The organism is Roseovarius sp. TE539 (assembly GCF_003298505.1).
Taxonomy (GTDB): domain Bacteria; phylum Pseudomonadota; class Alphaproteobacteria; order Rhodobacterales; family Rhodobacteraceae; genus Roseovarius.
Genome location: NZ_QNGB01000011.1, coordinates 61,045 through 77,401 on the forward strand (window position 1 = coordinate 61,045; position 16,357 = coordinate 77,401).

Genomic DNA, 16,357 nt, shown 5'->3' on the forward strand with positions numbered 1-16,357 from the left:
TTACCATTCCGCCGATATATACTGTGTTTCCATGAATTCGAGCATCCCTTCGTGGCCACCCTCACGGCCGAGCCCGGATTGCTTTGTCCCACCGAACGGCGCTGCCGGGTCGCTGACAAGTCCGCGGTTCAGGCCCACCATGCCGTAATCCAGACGTTCGCAAACCTGCAGCGCGCGCTTGAAGTTACCCGAGAAAACATAGGCGACGAGGCCGTATTCGGTGGCATTCGCGCGGCTGATCACCTCATCCTGTTCGGTAAAGGTCTGGATCGCGGCGACCGGACCGAAGATCTCGTCATGGACACATTCGGCGGTTTCCGGCACGTTCGACAGCACGGTCGGCGGGTAGAAGTACCCCTTGCCGGTTTGCAGTTCGCCGCCGCACTCGATCCTGGCCCCCTTCGACACCGCGTCGGCGACGAATTGCGCAACCTTGTCACGTGTTTCGGCATTGACCAGCGGGCCGACATCCACCGAAGGATCAAGACCGTCTCCGACCTTGAGCGCCGCCATCGTCGTGGTCAGCCGGGCGGTGAACGCCTCCGCCACGTCCTTGTGCACGTAGATTCGGTTCGCCGCCGTGCAGGCCTCGCCCAGGTTGCGCATCTTGGCCAGCATCGTGCCGGTCACGGCCTGATCCAGATCGGCATCCTCGAACACGATCAACGGGGCGTTTCCGCCCAGTTCCATCGCCGGCTTGAGGACCTGGTCGGACGCGGATTTCAAAAGCTTGCGGCCCACCCCGGTGGATCCGGTGAAGCTGACCACACGGACACGCGGATCATGCAGCATGTGATCGACCAGCGCGCCGGTGCGCCGCGACGGCAGCACATTCACCAGCCCCGGCGGAACCCCGGCCTCTTCCAGAAGCGGCATCAGCGCGAGCATGGTCAGCGGCGTTTCCGACGCGGGCTTGATGATCACGCCGCAGCCCGCGGCCAGCGCCGGGGCGATCTTGCGGGTGCCCATTGCAGCTGGGTAATTCCAGGGCGTCACCAGCACCGCCAACCCGGCCGGCTTGTGCTGCACGACAATGCGCGCGCCCGACGCGGGAGCACGAGTGATCAGCCCGTCGGCGCGCACCGCTTCCTCCGCGAACCAACGAAAGAACTCGGCGGCATAGGTCGCCTCTCCCTTCGCATCAACGCCGGCCTTTCCGTTTTCCAGCGTGATGAGACGGGCGAAATCATCAAGACGTGCGGTCATCAGCTCCCACGCGCGGCGCAGCACCTCGGAGCGTTCCCGCGGGCTGCGCGCGGCCCAGTCGGCCATCGCCGCCTCGGCGGCACCGAGCGCCGCATCCGCATCGTCGGTCTCGGCCGAGGCGACCGAGGCCAGAACCTCCTCGGTGGCGGGGTTTACGACGTCGAAGCGGGCCTTTCCGGCCCCCTCGCGCCAGGTTCCGTCGATGTAAAGGTCGGTATGATCCACGTCGGGCCTCCGCTGTCAGAGAAGATGCCGCAGCGGATCGGAAAGCCGCGCGGTGAAATCGGTGATGAATGCCAGCGCCTGATCCTCGTCAATCTGCGCGGCGGTGAAATCCAGCGTCACGATCAGGTCGTCGCCTTCGCGCCCCATCGTCACGGCGGGTGCCGAAGGCGTGGACAGGCGCATGCCGGTGATCGCGCTGTCCGAAAAATCCCGCAGGATCAGCGCAGGCCCGGTGGTTTCCTCGGCCTCCACCTGCTGCGTGAGACGGTGCAGATCCGGGTCGGCCAGCTTGCGGGCGGGGCTGGCCACACCGGTCAGCGCCACCGTCAGCGACGCATTGCCGGCGTCACGCGCGCGCCGCAGGGCGCCGCAGGCGAAGGCCGCCCAGAGAACCGGCACGGGCGGCGCCGTGGCCCCCTCGGCGCTGATCCATGCATGGAATTCCGCCCCCGGCGTGGCCGGGACGCGGGCCGTGATCTGCATCGGAAAGTCATCAGTACCGGGTGTGGCAGCACGGGTTTGGCCCATCCCGCGCAGTACCTCAAGATCCTTGACATGATAGGGTTGCGGGTGTCCCGCCTCGGCAAGCCGTGCCAGATCCAGCCCCTGTTCGGCCGCCAGGCGCCGCGCCTTGGGGGAGGCCAGGATGCGCCCGCCGGCTGTCGGCGCAACCGGCGCCGGACCGTCCTTCGGGACGGAAGACGGGGCCGGACGCGCCGGCTTGGCCGGGGCGGTTTCTGCCGGGGCCGCCCTTGCCTTGCGCTGTACGGGTGCCGCGGGTTTCTCCGCCGAAATGACGGCCACGGCCGCACCTACGGCCACCTCTTCGCCAGCCTCGGCCAGAAGTGCCGCAACATGGCCCGCGTGCCCGGCGGGAACCTCCACCGTGCTCTTGTCGGTCTCGACCTCGAAGAGCGGGTCATCGGCCGCAACCTGCGCGCCCGCCTCTACCAGCCAGGCCACGATCGTGCCACTGTCCTGCGACATGCCAAGGGCCGGCATGATCACCTCCCGGCCCTCCGGCAGCGCCGCATCATCGGGCGGATCGTTTGTCGCATCCGCGCCCGCACCGGCATTGTTGCCGGTCATTCCGCTGTCCTCCGGGGTGTCCGATATCATGGCAACGGCGTTGCCCACCGGCACATCTTCGCCGGCGCCGGCGCGCACATCAGTCAGGTAGCCGTCATGCGCCGCCTCGACCTCCATCGTGGCCTTGTCCGTCTCGACCTCAAAGAGCGCGTCACCGGACGCCACCGCCTCTCCCGGCTGCTTGAGCCAGCTGACGATCCTGCCCGTGTCCTGCGCCATGCCGAGGGCCGGCATGATCACCTCATGCGGCATGGATCATCTCCCCCGCGCACAGCTTGCGCGCATTGTCGGCGACACCCTCGGCCGTGGGCACCGTGATGTCCTCGAGCGCCGGGCTGAAGGGCACGGGCACATCCATTGCCCCCATGCGCAGCACCGGTGCATCAAGGTGATAAAACGCCTTCTCATTGAGACGGCTGGCGATTTCGGCGGTGGTTCCGAAGCTCTGGTGCCCCTCGTCGATGACGATCGCGCGGCTGGTCTTGCGAACGCTTTCCAGCAATGTCGCCTCGTCCAGCGGCACGATGGTGCGCGGGTCGATCACCTCGGCGCTGATGCCCTCGGACGCCAGCTGCTCGGCGGCGGCCTCCGCCACCTGCACCATCGAGGAGGTGCCGATCAGGGTGATGTCGGTCCCTTCACGCTTGACGTTGGCCTCGCCGAACGGGATCAGGAACTCCTCTTCCGGGACCAGCGCCTTTTCCTGGTACATCAGCTTGTCCTCGAAGATCACCACCGGGTTGTTGTCACGGATGGCGGTCTTCATCAGGCCCTTCGCTTCGTAGGCAGAGGACGGAAGCGCGACCTTGAGCCCCGGGATATGCGCCACCAGCGCATGCAGAGATTGCGAATGCTGTGCGGCCGACCGGCGCGTGGCGCCCAGATTTGTGCGCAGCACCAAGGGCACGTTCAACTTGCCACCAGACATGTAGCAGGCCTTGGCCGCCTGATTGCAAAGCTGGTCCATGATCAGGAAAATGAAATCGCCGAACATCAGGTCCACGATGGGCCGCGACCCGGTAAGCGCCGCGCCCACGGCGATCCCCATGAAGCCCGGCTCGGCGATCGGCGTGTCGATCACCCGCTCGGTGCCGAATTCCTCGACCAGGCCGGACAGCACCTTGAAGGGCGTGCCGGCCTCGGCCACATCCTCCCCGATCAGGAAGGTCGTGGGGTCGCGGCGCATTTCCTCGGCAATCGCCTCGTTCACCGCCTTGGACAGGGTAATCTCTCGCATCTCGTTCTCCTCAGGCGGCGTCATTGGGGGCATATACATGCATGTCCACCTCGGACACGTCCGGATAAGCCGCTTCCAGCGCGTAGGCGACCGCGGCCTCGGCATCAGCCCGAATTCCCGCGCGGATTTCGGCCAGCTCTTCCTCGCTCACGATCCCCTCGCCGGTCAGCCAGACGCCGAAATTGAGGATCGGATCGCGGTTTTCCTTCCACTCGCTCTCTTCGTCCTTCGAGCGGTAGTACTCACGGTTGATGTCGCCCACGTGGTGCCCGTGATAGCGGTAGGTTGCCAGTTCCAGGAAGAACGGCCCCTCGCCCTTCCGGGCGCGGGCGATCAGGCGTTCCGTCAATTCGTTGACAGCCAGAACATCCTGTCCGTCCACCTTGTGCGCTTCGATGCCGAATGCCTCGGCCCGCGCGGTAAGCGATCCGGCCGCAATCTCGTCGGTACGCGTGTATTCGGAATATCCGTTGTTCTCACAGGCGTAGATCACCGGCAGGTGCCAGAGCGCCGCCATGTTCATGACCTCGTACCACAGCCCCTGCGCCGTCGCACCGTCGCCGAAGAAGCAGACCGCCACGTCGCCGGTCTTGGCCAGCTTGGCACTCAGCGCCGCGCCGGTGGCGATCCCCATCGAACCGCCAACGATCGCGTTGGCGCCCAGGTTGCCGTTCTCCTGATCGGCGATATGCATCGAACCGCCCTTGCCACGGCAATACCCCTCTTCCTTGCCAAGGAGTTCGCAGAACATCTGCTTGAACTCGGCGCCCTTGGCAACGCAATGTCCGTGTCCCCGATGGGTCGAGGTGATCTTGTCGGTTGCCTCGAGCGCATCGCAGATGCCAACCGCTACGGCCTCCTGGCCCGAATACATATGGGTCAGACCGGGCATCTTGGCGCTCAGGTAAAGCTGGTTGGCATTGTCCTCGAAGGCACGGATGCGAACCATCTGCCGATACATCCGCAAGTAGTCCTCGGTGTTGGTCTTCTTGGCCATGGACAGGTCTCCAAAATGGGTGACGGGTGCCGCGCACCCCGCGGGTTTGTCTTGGGACGGGTATGCGCACCCATCGTTAAGCCGTGCCGCAGGAGGGGTGCCGGCAGCCATCAATCAGTAACGGTTGGCGATCGGCAGGTCCTCGGCCGGGAACAGGCTGATCACCTCGCAGCCCGTCGGCGTCACCACCACTTCCTCCTCGATCCGCGCGGCAGAGTAGCCGTCTGCCGCGGGGCAGTAGGTTTCCAGCGCGAAGACCATGCCGGTCTGGATTTCCATCGGATGATCAAGGCTGACCGCGCGGCTGATGATCGGGCGTTCATGCAGCGCCAGGCCAAGCCCGTGGCCGAACTGCAGGCCGAAGGCGGCGTCCTCGGACGGGAATCCCAGGCTCTCGGCGGTGGGCCAGACCTTGGCGACGGTATCCGTGCTTACCCCCGGCTTGATCAGCTCGATCGAGGCATCGATCCATTCGCGCGCCTTCACATAGGCATCGTTCTGCGCGGGCGTCGCGCGGCCGATGTTGAAGGTGCGGTAGTAGCAGGTGCGATAGCCCTGATAGGACTGGAGAATATCGAAAAACGCCTGGTCGCCGGGCCGGAACAGCCGGTCGGTGAAGTTGTGTGGATGCGGGTTGCAGCGCTCACCCGAGATCGCGTTGATCGCCTCGACGTCATCCGAGCCCATCTCGTAGAGCAGCTTGTTGCTGAGCGCGACGATGTCGTTCTCGCGCACGCCGGGCTTCAGCTCCTCGTAGATCATGTGATAGACGCCATCGACCATGCTGGCCGCCTGGGTCAGAAGCTGGATCTCATCCCAGTTCTTGATCTCGCGCGCCGCCAGCATGATCTGCTGACCATCCACCACCTTGATACCCTCTTCCTGCAGCGCGTGGAACATCGCCGTTTCAGCGTAGTCCAAGCCCACCGGCATGTCGGCCATGCCTGCGTCCTTGATGAGCTCCGCGATCATCTTGGCGTATTTGCGCATCAGGCCGAATTCGGGCGGGATGGTCCCGCGCATGCCGACCACGCCGGCAAGGCAATGGTCGGGCTCCAGCCAGTCGGAATAACGCTGGTGATGCACCGCGGCAGAGCCGAAATCCCACACATAGGGGCTGTCGTCGCCGGTCAGCAGGCAGAAACGGCACATCTTGTCGCGTTCCCACTCGCCGATCTTGGTGGCCGAGACGTAGCGGATGTTGTTCACGTCGAACAACAGCAGCGAGCCGGCGTTGGAGTTCTGCAGCGATTGCCGCGTGCGGGCCAGGCGATAGCGGCGCAGGCGGTCATGGTCGACGCGGCGCTCGAAATCGACCGAGGTATGGCCCCAGGCGGGGAGGCGTTCGCGCCATTCCCAGTTGGGCTCCAGATCCTGCGGAGTCAGCATGTTCGGCATCAGGGCGCGTGTCATCGGAATCTCCTCCGGGCCGTGCATCCGACCCGTTCTTCGTGTTTCGCGTTGAAAGTCAGGGCGTCACTGGATGCACCAGCCGCCGTCGATATGGATCATCTGGCCGGTCATGTAGTCGCTGTCGTCGCTGGCCAGGAACGAGGCCGTGCCGGTGATGTCTTCGGGATAGGAGACGCGCTTGATCTTGAGTTCATCGCGAACGATGTCGTCGTAGGCCTGGCCCTCGCGCTCCTTGAAGCCGATATCCACAAGGTCCTTGTCAAGCTGTTCCCACAGCGGGGTCACCACCACGCCCGGTGCATATCCGTTAACGGTTATGTTGTGCTCGGCCAGGCCCACGGCGCCGCAATGGGTCAGCGCCAGGCAGCCGTATTTCGAGGTGCAGTAGACGGTGACGTCAACCAGCGGCTTGCGCGACGCGATGCTCCCGACGTTGATGATCTTGTAGGGATGATCCTCCATCGGGCCCTGGGCGATCATCTGGCGCGCGGTCTCCTGCATGCCCAGCCACATCGCCTTGGTGTTGACGTTCATGATCATGTCCCAGTTGTCTTCGTCTATATCCATGAAGAACCGGGGCTTGTTGAGGCCGGCATTGAAAACCGCCACATTGATGCTTCCGAACGCCTCGACAGTGGCCGCCACGGCCGCGGCGTTGTCCTCGCGTTTTGTCACGTCCATCTTGACGGTGATCGCGCGCCCGTTGCCCGCCGAATTGATGCGGTCGGCAACCTTCTGCGCCTCGTCGAGATCAAGATCTCCGATGCAGACATTCCCGCCCTGTGCGGCAAAGTTCTCCGCGTTGGCCGCGCCCATGCCGCGGGCACCGCCGGTGATCAATATATTCTTTCCCTTCAGGCGATTGGGGTCCATGGTATCCTCCCTTGAGTGACTTTCGCATTCGCATTCATCGCGTCCTCGGCCCGTGCCTGCGCCCGGGCGAGCGCCTGCGCCGGTGGGGTGACGCCACGCAGCATGTCATGCATCTCGTGTCCGCAGATCCGGATGATCTCGGATATTTCCGGGATCGGCGGACGCGGCCAGAATTGCAGTTCATCGCGCCAGGACATGGCGTCGACGGCCTCGAATATCGGTGACAGGCGATGCACCTCGGGGTCCGCCCCGACCGAATAGCGCGGCACCGTGCGGCTGCCGTTGAGCACATAGAGCTTTTGCGCCTCCGGAGATGTGAACGCGACAAGCGCCTCGGCAGCGTCGGCACGCCGTTCCGGCGACAGGTTGGCGGGCACGCCCAGCACATAGCCTCCGACAGGAGCGACGGGGCGCCCCTCGGGACCCGCCGGATGTGGAAGGTATCCGGTCTGCCCGTTGGCGGGGGACTCCGGGTCAAGTTCGAAATAAGGCGCCAGCAGCGTGTATCCGTAGGCCATGGCCACCTTGCCGGCAGCATAGGGGCGCACACGTTCGTACCAGGACATGGACAGGATGTCGGGCGGCGAATACTCAAGCAACGCCATCAGATATTCCGCAGCGTCAAGAGCGCGCGGCGTGTCGATCGTGGGGCGCGCGCCGCCGCTGGCAAGGCTCTCGGCGTCGAAACCGCCGGCGATTCCGGTCATCTCCATTATCGGTTGGCCGAAATCGGCACAGGTCAGCATGAAGGTATGGCCAAGCGCCGTGCCGCGGGCGGCGTTCCAGGCAATGCCGTAGCGCCCCTTGCGGGGCTCGTGCATGCGCTTGGCGGCCTCCAGCAGCATGTCGGTCGTGTCGGGTGGGTCCAGCCCCTCCGCCGCGAACAGGTCCCGGCGATAGAACAACAGTTCAGGCGTTGTCTGGCTGGGCACACCATACGCACGCCCGTTCCAGTGCGCCGCGCGCCAGCCGGCGGTATGGAAATCGCCCGGATCGAGGCGCGCGATATCAAGCACCTCCTCCAGCGGCATGAGAACCCCCTTTTCGGCGAATTCCCCGATCCACGGAAGATCCACGGCGATCAGGTCATACCGGCTGGCAGGCCGTTCGGCATTGCGCAACGCCTCTTCCCGCAGCCTGTCGATGGAAAAGGCGCGCTGACTGATGTTGGTGCCGATGACCTGCTCGAATTGACGTTTCAGGTTTTCCATCACCATGAAGGTCGGGTCGCCATGTACCAGGATTCGCAGGCCGCCCGCCACCGACAGCGGCTCCGGCAGCACCTGGGGTGGCTGCAGCAGTGCCTTGCCGGGCATGTAGGACCCGCCGAAATAGTATTCCGATTCACCGGTGCTGTCCTGCGCGCCACCGAATGTGTTCATCGACATGCGCCGGACCCGGTCACAAAGCTGCGTGCAGCTCCGGATCAGGCTCGGGCTTGGATGCAAGGAGAAGCTCTTGCCGGTTTTCGACCGCGGGCGCTGCGATACCAGGCCCGCGCCGCTCATCTCTTCCAGCTTGCGCATCCCGGTGGCATAGGGCACCCCTGATTCACCCACCAGATTGGACGCGGTGACCACCCGGCCCTCAAGGTGACTGCGCACAAGGTGCAGGGCCATGTTCAAATAGGGATTCGGCGCGGACGGCTCTATGGCGGTGGCAATTTCGCCGTTGAGATCCTGCAGGAATGCAATGACGTTGAGCACGCTCGTACCATCGCGCTCGGGCGTGATGGAAGATGGCTCGGGGCCTGTCATTCTTTCGGGTGGCATGGCATTCATGGCGGGGTTTGAAAAATTATCCGAATTGAGGATTTCGTTTTTGGCCATTGCGGCCTCCTTTCAGGGTGATCCAGATGAGGCTGCACTGGAATCCGAACTTTGTCCAAACTGAACAATTTATTATCCAATTTGGATATATTTGTTGCGGATTTATCGGACCTGTCGAGGGACACTTTCACAGCGGCGGGAATGCCGTGTCTGCCGACAAGGCGGCGAAATTCGAAACCGCCAAGCCATAACTTATTGGGAGGAGACCAATGAAAATTTCGTTCCGGGCCAGCATGGCCGTTACCACAGCAATAGCCGGGGCCGCCATCGCGGGCGCCGCGGCGGCCGACACCTACAAGATCGGCATCACCCAGAACAATGTCGGGGTCGACAGCTACCAGACGACCTACGAGAAGGCCTTCATTGCCGCAGCCGGGGAAAACGACAACGTCGAGGCCGTTGTCCTGGACGCGGGTGGCGACGTGGCCCGTCAGATCGCCCAGATGGAAGACCTGATCCAGCAGGAAGTCGATGCGATCATCATCTGGCCGACCAACGGCAAGGCTGTGATCCCCGCCGTGCGCAAGGCGTATCAGGCCGATATCCCGGTCATCGTGACCAACTCCAACATTGACGAGCAGGGTTTTGACTTCGTCGCGTCCTTCTCGGGGCCGGACAACATCACACAGGGATCGCGCTCCGCCGAGATCATGTGCGACAAATTCAAGGAGATGGGCATCGAGGACGAGGCGCAGATCGTCCAGATATCCGGCCAGCCGGGCTACACGACCGCGATCGAACGCGCAAAGGGCTTCGAGGATCGCCTGCCCGAGGTCTGCCCGGACGTGAACTTGGTGGAAACCCAGCCCGGCGACTGGAACCGCGAGAAATCGCAGAAGGTGATGGAAGCGTTCCTCGTCAAGTATGACGACATCGACGGTGTGTATGCCGGGGACGACAACATGGGCGTGGGCGCGCTGAATGCCGCCAAGGCCGCCGGGCGCGATGGCATCATCTTCGTCGGCGCCACCAACTTCGCGGTCGGTTACGAAGCCATGGGCCGCGGGGAATACTGGGGGTCGATCTACCAGTCGCCTGTCGATGACGCGGAAGCGGCGCTCAAGACGGCGCTCGATATCCTCAACGGTGAGGATGTTCCTTTCCTCAACTACTTCGACACGCCGAAGATCACCCAGGACAACATGGACGAGTTTTCCAAGCCCGTCTTCTGATCACTCCCGGGCTGCGCGGGTCCTTCGGGGCCTGCGCATCTTTTCAACCAAGTCTTCAACCCGGAGGATCCGCCATGGGCAGCGTCTCGGGCAGGGCCTGTCTTGTCACCGGAGCGGCACAGGGCATTGGTCGCGCGATTGGCGAGGCGCTTCTGGATGAAGGCGCTGATGTCTGCTTTGCCGACATAAACGGCGCAAAGGCCGCAGAGGTGGCCAAAATGAACCATGGCCGGGCCGAAGCCGGCGGCGGCAGGGTTCTATCGGCGCCGGTGGACGTGACGGACCGTGGGCAGGTCCGCGACATGATCGCCCGCACCGCTGACACCTTCGGCAGACTGGACGTGAAATTCAACAATGCCGGGGTCAACAAGCCGATGAACTTTCTCGACGTGACCGAGGACAATTGGCGTTACATAATGGATGTCAACGGCCTTGGCGTCTTGATCGGGATGCAGGAAGCCGCCCGTCAGATGATCGCCCAGGGTGGCGGCGGCAAGATCATCAACACAGCCTCGATCGCCAGCCGGCAGGGCTTCGACAACGTCGCGCCCTATTGCGCCAGCAAATGGGCGGTCGTTTCGCTGACGCAATCCGGCGCACGCGACCTGGCACGGCACGACATAACCGTGACCGGATTTGCACCGGGCGTGGTAGCCACTGAAATGTGGGAGGAGGTCGATCGTGACCTCATGGCCATCGGCGCATCCGATCGCCCCGGCCAGGCGATGGAGGAATTTTCGGCCGACATTCTCAAGGGCCGTGTCGCCGAGCCGGCGGACATCACCGGCACGACGACGTTTCTGGCCTCTGCGGCCAGCGACTACATGACTGGCCAGATCGTCATGATCGACGGAGGCATGACACTGGTCTGATGGAATTCCGGTCACATTTGCCGGAACAGGGAGGAAGACAAATGGCTGACACCACATTGAAATCCGTTGGCGGATTTCTGGCCCGTCAGGGCATCCTGGTCGCGTTCGCGGTCTTCATGATAGGGTTCGCCCTGGCCAACGAGCGTTTCGTGGACATCGACAACATACTCGGCGTTATCCGTTCCTCGGCCATTCTCGGGGTGATGGCGCTCGGTGTCACATTCGTGGTCATCAGCGGCAACCTCGATCTCTCGGTCGGCTCCATGATGTCCTTTTCCACCATCGTGGTTCTGGACCTGCACGACAAGATCGGGCCGGAACTGGCGATACCGGCGATGTTCGGCATGACCCTCGCCCTCGGGGCGCTGATCGGGTTCTTGGTCGGATATCTCAGGCTCAATTCGCTGATCGTGACCCTGGGCATGCTATCCGCGATCCACGGCCTCACGCTGACCTATTCCGGCGGCAAGAACATGGATATCGACGACAAGCAGGGAACATGGTTCGGTTTCTTCGGGCAGGACGAGGTGCTGGGCATGCCGGTTCCCATCCTCATATTTGTCCTTCTCGCGGCGGTGCTAACGATGCTGCTGGCGAAGACCCCCTTCGGCCGCAAGGTCTACGCCGTGGGCGGCAACGGGGTGGCGGCCACGTTCTCGGGCATTCCACGCGCGCGAACCGTGTTCTTTTGCTACATAATCTCGTCGTTCTGCGTCGCGACGGCCGGCCTCATCCAGGCCAGCAGAAGCCTCGGAAGCCAGAACACCGTGGGCCAGGGGCTTGAACTGGAGGTTCTGGCGGCGGTCATCCTTGGCGGTGCGTCGCTTCTGGGCGGGTCCGGCACCGTGATAAAGACCGTGATCGGGGTGCTGATCCTTGGCTTCATTCAGAACGGCCTCCTGCTGATCGGACTGGAGTTCTATTTCCAGTACGTCGTGACCTGGGCCATCATCATCCTGGCCGTGTGGCTGGATATCGCGGTCAAGCGCGGGCACCTCTGGTCGCCGATCGCGTGAGGAGAGAGACAATGCAGAAAAGCGTACTCAAGAACCACGCCAAGGAAGGCGCGATCTGGGGCTTCATCGTGCTCGAACTGATTTTCTTCGGCATTGCCGGTGAATACATGTCGATGACCGAAACGGCCTTCCTCGCACCCGACAACATGATCCTGCTGCTCAAGCAGTCGGCGCCGCTGGGGATCATCGCGCTCGGCATGACGATAGTCATGATTAACGGCAATATCGACCTGTCGGTCGGGGCAACTTTCGCGCTCTGCGCGATCGTGATGCTCGATTCGATGACCTGGCCGATCCTCGCGCCGCTGGGGGACTGGGCGATCCCGTTCGCGTGGGGGCTTGCATTGCTGACCGGCATGCTGATGGGCCTCATCAACGGGCTGATCGTCTGGAAGACGGGGGTCGACGCGTTCATCGTCACGCTGGGAGCGATGCTGGGCTTTCGCGGACTGGTCTTCATGTATAACGGTGAACAGCCGACCTTCCACCTCAACTGGACAATGGTCGACATCGCCGAATCCGCCCCTCTGGGCATTCCGTTGCCAATCCTTGTTTTCGCCGTCTGCATCGCCGTCGTGTGGTGGATCATGAACAGGACGGTCCACGGCCGCAATGCCTATGCCATCGGCGACAACCGCGAGGCCGCGGTCAATGCCGGTATCAAGGTCGGGCCCCACATGGTCTGGAACTACGTGCTGATCGGGTTTCTTGCCGCGCTCAGTTCGATCACCTTCTATTCGGAATCGGGATCCGTGAATCCCAATGACGGGATGCTTTACGAATTGTGGATCATCACTGCCGTGGTTCTGGGGGGCACCAAGCTGACCGGCGGGCGCGGGTCGATCATCGCCACGGTCGGCGGTATCCTGGCCATTCAGCTGATGCGCAAGGGCCTCGGTTTCATCGGCGCGGATACGGCGATGGTCAACCTGGTCATCGGCTCGATCCTGATTGCGGTCCTCTATCTGGACCGGCAACTGAACCGCAAGGGCGAAGAGGAGCTGAAGATATGAGCACCGAACAGATACCGGCCCTGCGCCTCGAGAATATCGTCAAGACCTTTCCCGGGGTGCGCGCCCTCGACGGCGTTTCCTTCACCGTCATGCCCGGAGAGGTGCATGCGTTGATGGGCGAGAACGGTGCCGGGAAATCCACACTGATGAAGGTCCTGGGCGGAATCCATCAGCCCAACGAGGGGCAGATCTTCATCGAGGAGCAGCCGACGGTGATGAATTCCCCGCTCGACGCCAAGGCCAAGGGCGTGGTGTTCATCCATCAGGAACTCAGTCTCGCCGACGAACTGCCGGTGGCGGAGAATGTGTACCTGGGCGAGCTGCCGCGCAAATCCTTCGGACGGGTGGATTGGAGCAAGCTCCATGCCGACACCGATGAAATCCTGAAACGGCTCAACGTGGGCTTTGGCCCGAAGGATCTGGTCGGCGACCTTTCGATCGCGAACAAGCAGATGGTCGAGATCGCCCGCGCCCTGACTGTGGACGCCAAGGCCGTGATCTTCGACGAACCGACCGCGTCACTCACGGACGCCGAGAAATCGGTGCTCTTCGAGGTCATCGAGGATCTCAAGAGCCGCGGTGTGGGCATCGTCTACATCTCGCACCGGATGGAGGAGATCTTTCGCATCTCAGACCGGGTCAGCGTTCTGAGGGACGGGCAGTACCGCGGGACACTGGAAACCGCGGACACCAACGAGGACGAGGTCACTCAACTGATGATCGGCCGCAGCCTCGATCTTTCGCGCAATGTCCAGCACGGCGAACTCGGCGCGGTCGCCCTGGAGGTGCGCAACCTTTCCTGCGGCAATCTCTACCAGGACATCAGTTTTCAGGTCCGGGAGGGCGAGGTCGTCGGTTTCTACGGGCTGGTGGGCGCAGGCCGGACCGAAATCGCGGAAACGCTGTTCGGGTTGCGCGATCCCACTGCCGGGACCATCCTTCTGGACGGCAAGGAAACGACAATACATTCACCGATCGACGCGATCGGCGCCGGCATATCGCTTGTTCCGGAGGACCGCAAAGGCCAGGGCCTGGTTCTGGGCATGAACTGCCGCGACAACATGACTTTGCCGCAGGTCGATGACATGACAGCCGGACCCTTTGTCAGTGACGGCGCCGAGGTCGCGATCTTCGATCAGTATCGCGACAAGCTCGAGATCAAGACGCCGGGCTGGAAGCAACTGGTGGGCAACCTCTCCGGGGGCAATCAGCAAAAGATCGTCATCGGCAAATGGCTGTCGATGCACCCCCGGGTCCTGATCGTTGACGAACCCACCAGGGGGATCGACGTCGGTTCTAAATCCGAAATCCACAAGCTGATCCGCGAACTGGCCGGTCAGGGCTATGCCGTGATCGTCATTAGCTCGGAAATGCCCGAGGTGCTGCATGTCTCGGACCGAATCATCGCGATGTTCCATGGCCGGATCACCCGCACCTTCACATCCGACGAAGTGACCGAGGACAATCTCGTGCAGGCCATATCGGGCATCACACCGGAGCAGGGGGCGGCCTGACATGCGTGTGGGTGTCGCGGGGCTGGGGCGCATGGGCGCCCACATGGCGCGCAACCTGATGCATGCGGGCCACGAAGTGACGGTCTGGAACCGTTCCGCCGAAAAGGCGGTGGCCCTCTCCCATGAAACCGGGTGCGGCATGGCACAAACGCCGGCGATGCTGACCGCCGGGGCCGAGGCGGTCATCACCATGCTGGCCGACGATTCCTCGTCCGAGGCGGTGCACATGGGCGCGGACGGGCTCTTTTCCGGCAGCGGCGCGCGCTGGTTCGTGGAGATGGGCACCATGAGCCCCGATCATATCCGCGCCCTCGCCGCCGCCTCGCCCCCGGGGGCGAGGGTGATCGACGCACCGGTATCAGGGGCCACGCAGGCGGCCGAGGCCGGGCAGCTGATGATCATGGCGGGCTGCGACGAAGACACCGCAGAGCCGCTGATGCCGCTCTTCGAGGCCATGGGGAAAAAGACCATCTGTCTCGGGCAGACCGGGGCCGGGGCGGTGATGAAGCTTGCCGTCAATTCACTGATCCACGGCATCAACCAGACGCTCGCCGAGGCGATGACCCTCGCCGAGGCAGCGGACATCATGCCCGGGGACGCCTTCGACGCGATCGAGGCCTCCGCGGCCTGCGCGCCGATGCTGAAATACCGCCGCCCGCTCTATCTGAACGAGAGCGCGCATGACGTCACCTTCACCGTGGCCCTCGCGCGCAAGGACATGGAGGTGACGGCGGACCTAGCCGGGAAACTGGGCGTGGCGATGCCACAGGGGCATGTCACGCTCGACACGCTCAGGCAGGCCGAGGCGCAAAGTTACGCGGCGCGCGACATGGCCGCGATCCTGACATTCATGCGAGAGGCAAACAAATGAAGGCAGCACTTTTCGTGGGCGGCTGGGAAGGCCACACTCCCACCGATTTCGCGGATTGGTACAAGGCCCTGCTGGAGGCAAACGGGTTCACCGTCGATGTCCACGAAACGCTGACACCGCTGGAGCGTCCCGGCGACCTGGCCGATCTCGACCTGATCACGCCGATCTGGTCCTCGGCCCGCTCGGGTCACCAGGAGGAATTCGGCAACATGACGAAGGCCCAGGAGGACGGGTTGCTGGAACTCGTCGGCAATGGCTGCGGGCTGGCCGGCTGGCACGGCCACATGGGGGACGCGTTCCGCGACCGGCCCACCTATCACTTCCTGATCGGCGGGCAGTTCGTGGCCCACCCGCCGGGCTGGCCCGACAACCTGCAGCCGCGCGAGGATTATATCGACTATGACGTGACGATCTGCCGGCCCGACGACCCGATCGTGCGGGGCATCCGCAGCTTCCGCCTCACGTCCGAGCAGTATTACATGCTGGTGGATCCCTCGAACGAGGTACTGGCCACCACCACCTTCTCGGGCGATCACCTGTGGTGGATCGAGGGCACGGTGATCCCGGTGGTCTGGAAACGCCGGTGGGACAGGGGCCGCGTCTTCTACTGCTCCATCGGGCATGAGCTGGACGACCTTCGGAAACCGCAGGTGACCGAGATCATCCGCCGCGGCGCGATCTGGGCCGCGCAGGGCAAGGCGGTTGCCGGCGCCCCGGTCACCGCCTGAAACGGTGCCCCGGAAAGCCCCGCCGTTTCAGTGGAAATTGGTGAAATAGATGATCGCCACCACGATGCAGACCGGCACCACGTAGACCCCGAGGATCAGCTTGCGGCGGATCGAATCGTCGTATTCCGCAAGCCCTTCCTCGACAAAGCGCTCGCGATCTCCCGGGCGCCCGGCCTCTTCCCATTGCCTGAGCAGCTTGCGGCGCCGCACCGAACGGGACCACAGCGACAAGACCACGTAGAGCACCGAAAGCACCACGAACCCGATGACAACAAGCCGTGCCAGTGCCAACATGGCAGGTC

The 16,357-nt window shown here is 63.4% G+C and carries 15 protein-coding genes; 7 read left to right on the plus strand and 8 right to left on the minus strand.

Going from position 1 to position 16,357, the window contains the following annotated elements; all coding sequences use genetic code 11:
- From DQW77_RS08965 to DQW77_RS08995, 7 genes are all read right to left on the minus strand, one after another.
- Positions 1-1,431 carry an NAD-dependent succinate-semialdehyde dehydrogenase gene (locus tag DQW77_RS08965; RefSeq protein WP_113257875.1) on the minus strand — a complete coding sequence of 477 codons (1,431 nt, stop codon included), beginning with the start codon at positions 1,429-1,431 and terminating at the stop codon, positions 1-3.
- Positions 1,432-1,446: 15 nt separating this feature from the next.
- Positions 1,447-2,772: a biotin/lipoyl-containing protein gene (locus DQW77_RS08970; RefSeq protein WP_113257876.1), complete on the minus strand. Its 1,326-nt coding sequence runs from the start codon at positions 2,770-2,772 to the stop codon at positions 1,447-1,449.
- Positions 2,762-3,757: an alpha-ketoacid dehydrogenase subunit beta gene (locus DQW77_RS08975; protein ID WP_113257936.1), complete on the minus strand. Its 996-nt coding sequence runs from the start codon at positions 3,755-3,757 to the stop codon at positions 2,762-2,764. The genes DQW77_RS08970 and DQW77_RS08975 overlap by 11 nt, the downstream gene beginning before the upstream one ends.
- A 10-nt stretch (positions 3,758-3,767) precedes the next feature.
- Entirely contained in the window at positions 3,768-4,754 is a 987-nt protein-coding gene (locus DQW77_RS08980) for a thiamine pyrophosphate-dependent dehydrogenase E1 component subunit alpha (protein WP_113257877.1), read from the minus strand.
- A 114-nt stretch (positions 4,755-4,868) separates the two neighbouring features.
- Positions 4,869-6,167: a Xaa-Pro peptidase family protein gene (locus tag DQW77_RS08985; RefSeq protein WP_113257937.1), complete on the minus strand. Its 1,299-nt coding sequence runs from the start codon at positions 6,165-6,167 to the stop codon at positions 4,869-4,871.
- Between the two features lie 63 nt (positions 6,168-6,230).
- Positions 6,231-7,040 (minus strand): SDR family NAD(P)-dependent oxidoreductase, encoded by an 810-nt coding sequence (locus tag DQW77_RS08990; protein WP_113257878.1) that lies wholly within the window; start codon positions 7,038-7,040, stop codon positions 6,231-6,233.
- A complete protein-coding gene (locus tag DQW77_RS08995) occupies positions 7,022-8,869 on the minus strand; it encodes an ABC transporter substrate-binding protein (RefSeq protein WP_404947931.1) in 1,848 nt (615 codons plus the stop codon). The genes DQW77_RS08990 and DQW77_RS08995 overlap by 19 nt, the downstream gene beginning before the upstream one ends.
- Positions 8,870-9,078: 209 nt before the next feature.
- Here DQW77_RS08995 and DQW77_RS09000 point away from each other — a divergent pair, with 209 nt between their 5' ends.
- The 7 genes from DQW77_RS09000 to DQW77_RS09030 all read left to right on the plus strand — a co-directional run bounded on the left by DQW77_RS09000 (position 9,079) and on the right by DQW77_RS09030 (position 16,055).
- Positions 9,079-10,041: a sugar ABC transporter substrate-binding protein gene (locus DQW77_RS09000; protein ID WP_113257879.1), complete on the plus strand. Its 963-nt coding sequence runs from the start codon at positions 9,079-9,081 to the stop codon at positions 10,039-10,041.
- Positions 10,042-10,115: 74 nt separating this feature from the next.
- On the plus strand, positions 10,116-10,913 hold the full coding sequence (locus tag DQW77_RS09005; protein WP_113257880.1) for an SDR family NAD(P)-dependent oxidoreductase: 798 nt from the start codon (positions 10,116-10,118) through the stop codon (positions 10,911-10,913).
- 41 nt (positions 10,914-10,954) lie between these two features.
- Positions 10,955-11,929, plus strand: coding sequence for an ABC transporter permease (locus tag DQW77_RS09010; protein WP_113257881.1), 975 nt, complete (start codon positions 10,955-10,957; stop codon positions 11,927-11,929).
- A gap of 11 nt (positions 11,930-11,940) precedes the next feature.
- Positions 11,941-12,942 (plus strand): ABC transporter permease, encoded by a 1,002-nt coding sequence (locus DQW77_RS09015; RefSeq protein WP_113257882.1) that lies wholly within the window; start codon positions 11,941-11,943, stop codon positions 12,940-12,942.
- Complete coding sequence (locus DQW77_RS09020; protein WP_113257883.1) at positions 12,939-14,456, plus strand: sugar ABC transporter ATP-binding protein; 1,518 nt, start codon at positions 12,939-12,941, stop codon at positions 14,454-14,456. Before DQW77_RS09015 ends, DQW77_RS09020 begins: the two co-directional genes overlap by 4 nt.
- Position 14,457: 1 nt before the next feature.
- Positions 14,458-15,327, plus strand: coding sequence for an NAD(P)-dependent oxidoreductase (locus DQW77_RS09025; protein ID WP_113257884.1), 870 nt, complete (start codon positions 14,458-14,460; stop codon positions 15,325-15,327).
- Complete coding sequence (locus tag DQW77_RS09030; protein WP_113257885.1) at positions 15,324-16,055, plus strand: ThuA domain-containing protein; 732 nt, start codon at positions 15,324-15,326, stop codon at positions 16,053-16,055. The genes DQW77_RS09025 and DQW77_RS09030 overlap by 4 nt, the downstream gene beginning before the upstream one ends.
- 27 nt (positions 16,056-16,082) lie before the next feature.
- Here DQW77_RS09030 and DQW77_RS09035 read toward each other — a convergent pair whose 3' ends face one another.
- Positions 16,083-16,349, minus strand: coding sequence for a hypothetical protein (locus tag DQW77_RS09035; RefSeq protein ID WP_113257886.1), 267 nt, complete (start codon positions 16,347-16,349; stop codon positions 16,083-16,085).
- Between the last annotated feature and the right edge of the window lie 8 nt (positions 16,350-16,357).

Bases quoted from the DNA above. Each gene is read 5' to 3' on its own strand.
- DQW77_RS08970 (WP_113257876.1), bottom strand. From the start codon at position 2,772: ATGCCGCATGAGGTGATCATGCCGGCCCTCGGCATGGCGCAGGACACG.
- DQW77_RS08975 (WP_113257936.1), bottom strand. From the start codon at position 3,757: ATGCGAGAGATTACCCTGTCCAAGGCGGTGAACGAGGCGATTGCCGAG.
- DQW77_RS08980 (WP_113257877.1), bottom strand. From the start codon at position 4,754: ATGGCCAAGAAGACCAACACCGAGGACTACTTGCGGATGTATCGGCAG.
- DQW77_RS08985 (WP_113257937.1), bottom strand. From the start codon at position 6,167: ATGACACGCGCCCTGATGCCGAACATGCTGACTCCGCAGGATCTGGAG.
- DQW77_RS08990 (WP_113257878.1), bottom strand. From the start codon at position 7,040: ATGGACCCCAATCGCCTGAAGGGAAAGAATATATTGATCACCGGCGGT.
- DQW77_RS08995 (WP_404947931.1), bottom strand. From the start codon at position 8,869: ATGGCCAAAAACGAAATCCTCAATTCGGATAATTTTTCAAACCCCGCC.
- DQW77_RS09000 (WP_113257879.1), top strand. From the start codon at position 9,079: ATGAAAATTTCGTTCCGGGCCAGCATGGCCGTTACCACAGCAATAGCC.
- DQW77_RS09005 (WP_113257880.1), top strand. From the start codon at position 10,116: ATGGGCAGCGTCTCGGGCAGGGCCTGTCTTGTCACCGGAGCGGCACAG.
- DQW77_RS09010 (WP_113257881.1), top strand. From the start codon at position 10,955: ATGGCTGACACCACATTGAAATCCGTTGGCGGATTTCTGGCCCGTCAG.
- DQW77_RS09015 (WP_113257882.1), top strand. From the start codon at position 11,941: ATGCAGAAAAGCGTACTCAAGAACCACGCCAAGGAAGGCGCGATCTGG.
- DQW77_RS09020 (WP_113257883.1), top strand. From the start codon at position 12,939: ATGAGCACCGAACAGATACCGGCCCTGCGCCTCGAGAATATCGTCAAG.
- DQW77_RS09025 (WP_113257884.1), top strand. From the start codon at position 14,458: ATGCGTGTGGGTGTCGCGGGGCTGGGGCGCATGGGCGCCCACATGGCG.
- DQW77_RS09030 (WP_113257885.1), top strand. From the start codon at position 15,324: ATGAAGGCAGCACTTTTCGTGGGCGGCTGGGAAGGCCACACTCCCACC.
- DQW77_RS09035 (WP_113257886.1), bottom strand. From the start codon at position 16,349: ATGTTGGCACTGGCACGGCTTGTTGTCATCGGGTTCGTGGTGCTTTCG.